Annotated in this window: 5 protein-coding genes; 1 reads left to right on the top strand and 4 read right to left on the bottom strand. The window is 58.3% G+C overall.

The features are described from left to right. Positions 1-205: 205 nt before the first annotated feature. The 4 genes from GLX_RS16130 to GLX_RS16115 form a co-directional block, all read right to left on the bottom strand. A complete protein-coding gene (locus GLX_RS16130; protein WP_007284617.1) occupies positions 206-1,192 on the bottom strand; it encodes a FitA-like ribbon-helix-helix domain-containing protein in 987 nt (328 codons plus the stop codon). A gap of 317 nt (positions 1,193-1,509) precedes the next feature. After that, positions 1,510-1,815: a WGR domain-containing protein gene (locus tag GLX_RS16125; RefSeq protein WP_035730650.1), complete on the bottom strand. Its 306-nt coding sequence runs from the start codon at positions 1,813-1,815 to the stop codon at positions 1,510-1,512. Between the two features lie 65 nt (positions 1,816-1,880). Then, positions 1,881-2,912 (bottom strand): Abi family protein, encoded by a 1,032-nt coding sequence (locus GLX_RS16120; RefSeq protein WP_010666724.1) that lies wholly within the window; start codon positions 2,910-2,912, stop codon positions 1,881-1,883. Between the two features lie 192 nt (positions 2,913-3,104). Next, positions 3,105-3,755, bottom strand: a complete 651-nt coding sequence (locus tag GLX_RS16115) for a hypothetical protein (RefSeq protein ID WP_007284620.1) — start codon at positions 3,753-3,755, stop codon at positions 3,105-3,107. Between the two features lie 692 nt (positions 3,756-4,447). Between GLX_RS16115 and GLX_RS16105 the strand changes: the two genes are divergently transcribed. Next, a complete protein-coding gene (locus tag GLX_RS16105; protein WP_014095395.1) occupies positions 4,448-6,334 on the top strand; it encodes a ParB/RepB/Spo0J family partition protein in 1,887 nt (628 codons plus the stop codon). Positions 6,335-6,378: the final 44 nt, after the last annotated feature.

Raw genomic sequence — 6,378 nt, 5'->3', positions numbered from 1 at the left:
ATTGCGTGTGACGCAAGGCTTGTTTGTCTGCTTGATGATTCTGATCCGACGTTATCGTTTCGGTGCAGGTGATGGAAACAGATTTTATTATTATTCATTTGCGGACAAACGAAAAAAACTTGCCACCATCCAATATGCGCGGGCCTGAGATCATATAGATTTTGCACAACAGATGTATTTGGTCTGAAGTGACAGGCGAACTGTTTCACGTATCGAGCTTCCCTAGAAGGGCTGCGTTCTCGATTTCTTTCAAAAGCGGATGCTCACCGCTTTCGATCGACTCCCGAATGTTCGATGCGCTCTTACTGTCAGAAATTTCTTCGTACAGATCCGTGCAGAGCTTTTTCCATCCCGGCCAGTAATTGCTCCGTGCGAACTCATTGGAATCCCAAATGTCTTCCCACCACGGCTGGGAGGGCAGGTCGTGAAGCAGTGCTGACGGGTTGTGCCAACCGTCCTGAAGCTGGCGGTAGGTGCGCTCGCTTGCGATGTGGCTCGTGATTGCGAGATCCGGGGCCAGATCGCACTCGCTGTAGACCTGATAAAGCAGGTGCCAGACCTGAGTAAGATTACGCAGGGAACTCCGACCGCCCCCGCCCGTGTCCTCGGATACAACGTAAGGCGTGCGGATAACCAGATCCTTGTCAGCCCACTGTTTCACCAGGAGCAATCCACCGCGTTCGCCGGCGCATCGGATGAACCGTAGCCCCTGAAGGTGTGTTTTCAGGGTTTTGGGGTCTGCATCGAGCAGCCACAGGACCCCTTGACCGGCATTCTCTGGAATTCGGTCATACTCGCAAAGATATGGGGTGCCCTCGCCATAAGCCAGCCAGTCTGCCGATACCGAGCAGTAAGCGGCAATGGCCTTGAGTTGGGAAAGGCTGGGCTCAGCTATCCCCTCAATCCATTGTGCAACAGGCGTGACGTGATCTTCTCCGATCGCGTCAGCCAGGCGCGCGGCGCTATATGGTGGACGTGTCGAGAAATCGCTTGCTCGCCCGTTTTCTGCGAGGGCAATCGCTTGCTGCAAGCGTTGTGAAACTGCCTCGACCTGCATCATGGCGGGCTGGTCTGCCCACGCCTTCAGCGCAATTCTCAGTTCGGCTTCGACGGATCGGGCCGACGCCCCGGCCTTGCGCTTCAGAGCATTGATAAGAGTGTCGTCTAAATTCCTGATTGTCAGACTTGGCACAGGATCATCCTCCTTCGATAAAAGAATGATTGCACCTAGATGCTATCACAATGCAATCATTATCTTGATTGCATTATTATCACCGTCCAGTGAATGAGAAAACGAGTAGGAGAATGCCGGGACAGTCGTCGTCCACTTCCCGCGCTTCGGATTTAAGATAGCCCGCTCGCAAGCCTGAGATTTCAACAAACGACTCATGCTGCGTGGAAAGCGGTAACTGATGCTGACACGAGTGAAACCCTCGTGTCAGCATGGTGCAGCTCGCTCAATGAATGGAGTTTGTCGCAGGGCCATGCAGGAACCACACTGCCCCTGAGTTAATCCTGACCAACGGCGAGCGTATAGCCGCGTTTCTGCCGATAACGGACCATTTTCGACAGCGCATTGATGGCCGTACCTTCGTCCGGATAGAGATCGAGACACTGCGATCCCGTCGTGCCGATCCGGCCCCACTGCCGCACGAGCGCCGCGCCGCCGAACAGGTCAGGTTGAACGGACATCGCATAAAAGCGCCATTCATTCAGCTCCGGTCGAATACGCCGAAGACGTGCCGTAAGCGGGAACAACGCGAGCTGGGCCGCCTTATGCAAGGCGGCGGATTTTTTCGACTGTCTGGATTTCATGACGGTCCTGCCCATAACCAGATTCTAGCACCGGACCAGCCGCGAGTACAGAAGAATGGAAGGGTCTAGGTCCAGATCTCAAGCGTGTCCCACGGCGCGGTAAAGCCGCCCTGGCTGGCCCTTGCAAGAGGCATTGTCGGGAAGTCGATCCAATGCGCTTTCATCCGGCGGCTCCATGATGTGCCGGCGCTGATCTCCTTGACGAGACAGCTTGCCACGGCTGCCGCACCATAAACACGAGTTCGCCGCACGACTTCCGTTCCGATATGAACGACTGTGGGTGCCTCCTGCTCTTTCGGAACATTGGGCTGATTGATGATCGGCGAGTTCCATAAGCGGGAATGATGGGCACAGATGTTGCGGACGAACGCAAGACACCTGATCCAGCTCACCAGCGTATCGGGAAGCAGACCGTATCGTGACGCGATCGCGAAGCGGTCCCGTGGGTGCGCCATGAACAGAAGCCAGGAAAGCGTGCCGAAATCCCAAGTCTCAACGGCCATCCAGATCGGCAGGGGCGAGCTGTAGGTGTCGAAAAACTGCTTTACCCAGCTTTCCTTCGAACGTCGGATCGACTGATTGGCCTTGTCGAGCCAATTCTGGTGGCGTGTGCCGTCGTGGAATGGTGTGTTCGCTCGGCGCGTGTCGAGGAAAGCTGGCGAGAGATGTGCCCACGGATCGCGCTTTCCGAGCGTGTGTGCCAGATCCACGCGCAATGCCACCTCAATCCGCTCGATTGCGTCTAGGAACAGAAGACGGAGCTGCTTGTCGAACAGGTAAAGATCGACTGCGTGGCGAAACTCAGCACCCGGTCGGAACTGGTCGGTGCGAATGATGCGGGACGGATCGCGAGGATCGGGGCCGTTCTGTTCGAAAGGCTCCCAATACGGTGCCAGACGCCCGTAACCAATGCGCTGAAGGTGATGGATCGCCTTGGTCCGGTCTGTCACTCCCAAGCCCCGGTTTATCAGGAGATCAACTTGATCGGCAAAACTGAGGTGGGGCTTGGTATAAGGCGGACGCATGTGCCTAAAAATAAAGAAGGCCGTCCCTTGATGTCCTGAGCTTGCGCGCAGCACAACAGCGGAGACGGCCATATTAAGTGGGCTTTTAAGCTGATACACGGCGGGAGTCAAGCATAAACGGAAACCGCGCTCCGTGCGTATCCTGTGACGTGCCCTTTAGTGTATCCTCTAGCGTGTCCTAAATATCGCGGTTCGCTCCACGGAAGCGCATCGCGGCGTCGGCGCGCGATGCCATTGAGCGACCTCACTGCAACACGCTTGTCTCTAGGATCGTATGATGATCTCGATGGATTCTTCCGGCACCCCGAGAAACATCGACAGACTTTTCTTCGCATCGCTTATGGAAAGTGGCCGCAAATCGGTGCCGGCATGACCGGCCTCCTTCTTTTCCTGTTCGGCAGGAAGACCAGGTTCTGCCAGAGGTATGCGCGCGATCGGCTTATGAGCTATTCCAGCACCAGCTCCCACACGCGAAACGGGGCTGCTGGCTTCTTCATCGTAGAGTGAAATCCAGATCCCTCTCCGCTTTTTCGGTACACTATGTCCGGCCTTGATCCGAGCCTGATATGCCCGGTCGAAGCGCGCGCGCATTTCATCACCTTCAATAAGATGCACCTGCGCAAAGCGCGGATTTTCCTTGTCATCTACAGAAACGGCCACGATCGCATCCACATCGGACAACGTGACCCAGGCATCACCGGCATCATTCCTCGGAAACGCAATCCATTGATCCTGCGTCGTCCTGATTGATACGATTCGTTCCTGGCTGCCTTTTGTAATCTTCCGAACGCTTCCTTTTCCGAAGCCGGGGATTTTCTCGACCTGCCATCCGTCATTCTCTAACGCATGAATGCCAGCTTCAAAGAGTTGTGACTTTCTGGCTGCCTTTTTGGGGTCTTCAAAGATATTCGCCATATCGGTCTGATTCCTCGCTGATTTCTTTCTGATAAATGGGGTATCATTGATTCGTCAATGAAATTCTTTCGTGACGAATGGATTTATCCCTCAAAGATCAGCGATGCGCGTGCGGGTTTTTTCGGGGGCTTGATCTCCGCTCTAGTTCGTAAGGCCGCGAGCCAGGTGCGCTGCACCTGTCTCCCGGCCAACTCACCGGAGCCAGCCGCCGCCCTGCGCTGCGCTGCGGTCGCCGTCTGTCTCCGCCCATCCGGGTAACGATCGGAAGCCCGGTATGTCCCCCCGGTGCTCGCCCCCCAAAGGGGGGCTGCGCTGGTGCCAGCAGCCTCGCTCCGGTCTAGGGGATCATCCACCCCATCTTCCTGCGCTCCCTTTGGTCGCTCCGTGCAGACGGGTCCCCTGAGATGACCCCTAGACCTGCGCTGCGTTGCCGGCGGATCTGAAGGTGTCGGGACGAAAGGCGTCGCTGCGCTGCCTTTCGCCCTGCCGCTGGCAGGTCGAACGAAAGGCTGGGGTTTTGAGGGGGCGGATGCAAGGGTAATTTTTGGCGGGGAACCGCCATTATCTGTGTGAAAAACTGCATTTTTCTCTTGCCCCTCCCTTATTATATCGTGTATATAATAAGAACACCGGGCGGGAAAACGTGGGGGGATGGTCCTTCCTCTCCGCCCGGTGCAGGGAGGGTAAACCCTATGTCTGCAACACTCCGCAGTGAGCCCAAGAAAGCCACCACGAAGCCCGCCAAAAAGACTACGAGCAAGACGCCGACGCCAATCACGACGCCCGCCAACGATACAGACGGGACACGCATCCCCTTCAGCAAGCTGTTCCGTTCGCCCCTGAATGTCCGGCGCACGGTGCCCGCCATCGCTATCGAAGAACTGGCCGACAACCTGAAAGCTGTTGGCCTGATCCAGAGCCTTGTCGTCGTGCCGGATGGTGACCGCTTCGGCGTTGTCGCGGGCGGCCGACGCTTTCTCGCCATGTCCCTGCTGGTCGAACGCGGCGACTGGACCGAGGACAAGTCCGTTCTCTGCCGGATCGTGACACCCGAGGAAGCCGAGGAAATCAGCCTTGCCGAGAACGTGCAGCGTCATGCGATGCACCCGGCCGACCAGTTTGAGGCGTTCGCCCGACAGGTCGAATTGGGACGCTCCGTCGAGCAGATCGCGCAGCGTTTTGGCGTCTCCGCTTCAATCGTCGCGAAGCGCCTGAAGCTGGCGTCCGTCTCTCCTGCTGTCATGAGCGCCTTCCGACAGGATCAGCTCACGCTCGAACAGGTTTCGGCCTTCACCGTGGCGGACGATCACGAGGCGCAGGACAGTGTGCTGCAATGGGTGCTGGATACGCACTTTCAGGTTGCCCCGCACTCCATCAAGAACCGGCTCATGCAGGGGGCCGTTCCCGAAAGCAGCCGCATCGTCTCCTTCGTCGGACTGGATACCTACCGCGCTGCGGGCGGGACCGTGGTGCAGGACCTGTTCGGAGAGAACGGTTTCCTGACCGATACCCCGCTTCTGCACGAACTGGCCGAAAAGAAGCTGGGCGAAGTCGAAGCCGGGTTCAGGGCCGAAGGCTGGTCATGGGTTGAACGCATCACGGACCGGCCAAGCTGGTTCTATTCCACCCCTCGTTTGTCGCCAAAACAGGCCGAGCCAACCGCCGAGGATGCCGCACGCATCGAGGCGATTGCCGACCGGCTGACCGAGATCGAGGAAAACGAGCAGTCCCAGGGCCTGACCGACGAGGAAAACGAAGAATACGACGCCCTGACCGCCGAGCTTGAGGCATTGCAGAATGCGGCTCACCTGTGGAGCGCCGAGCAGAAGGAACAGGCCGGGGTCTTCATCATGACCGAGGGGGCGGAGATCGGCACGACCTATGTGGGCGTGGTCAAACCCGGCGCGAAGAAGAAGGACGCCGCCAGCGCCAGCACAGCCGAGAATGACAGTGCCGTGCCCACCATTCCCAACGGTCTGATGGAAACGCTCTATCGCGAGCGGACAGCCGCCCTACAGGCGACGCTTGCGCGGGACAGTGTGATGGTCCTGCGGGTTCTGGTCCATGCGCTTCTGATGCAGCACCACGGCGCGATGTCTCCCCGCTTCGAGACGCCCGAAACGCCGCACGACAAGGCATCCAACCCGGCCATGTGCGCGGTTGCCGAATATCGGCTGGAACGCCTCAACCCTCTGCGCATCCCGCAGGATGATCGGCTGTGGCCGTGGCTTCTGGGCCGTACCGAAAGCGAACTGGTCGAAATTCTTGCCGCCTGCGCCCTGCCCTTCGTGAATGCCGGAAAGGAGGACTGGTCCGTGGACAGGCAGCGCGGCTCGTCGCGTGACATCGCAGCCTCAATCGGCTTCGACATGCGCGAATGGTGGAAGCCCGATGCGGACAACTTCTTCCGTTCGCTGACGAAATCCACCATTGCCGACTACATCACCGAGGCAGGAGCAAACCCCGGCGACTGGCAGAAGGCAAAACGGGATGCCCTCGCCACCGACGCGGCCAAGGCCGCAGCGGAAAGCGGATGGCTTCCGGCCTTTCTCCGCACACCCGGCGCAGCGACCGCATGACAACAACCGGCCGGGGCACTGCGCCCCGGCCACCCGCTCCGGCT

The organism is Komagataeibacter medellinensis NBRC 3288, assembly GCF_000182745.2.
In the GTDB taxonomy this organism is placed as follows: Bacteria; Pseudomonadota; Alphaproteobacteria; order Acetobacterales; family Acetobacteraceae; genus Komagataeibacter; species Komagataeibacter medellinensis.
This window is presented reverse-complemented; position numbering and strand designations above follow the sequence as displayed.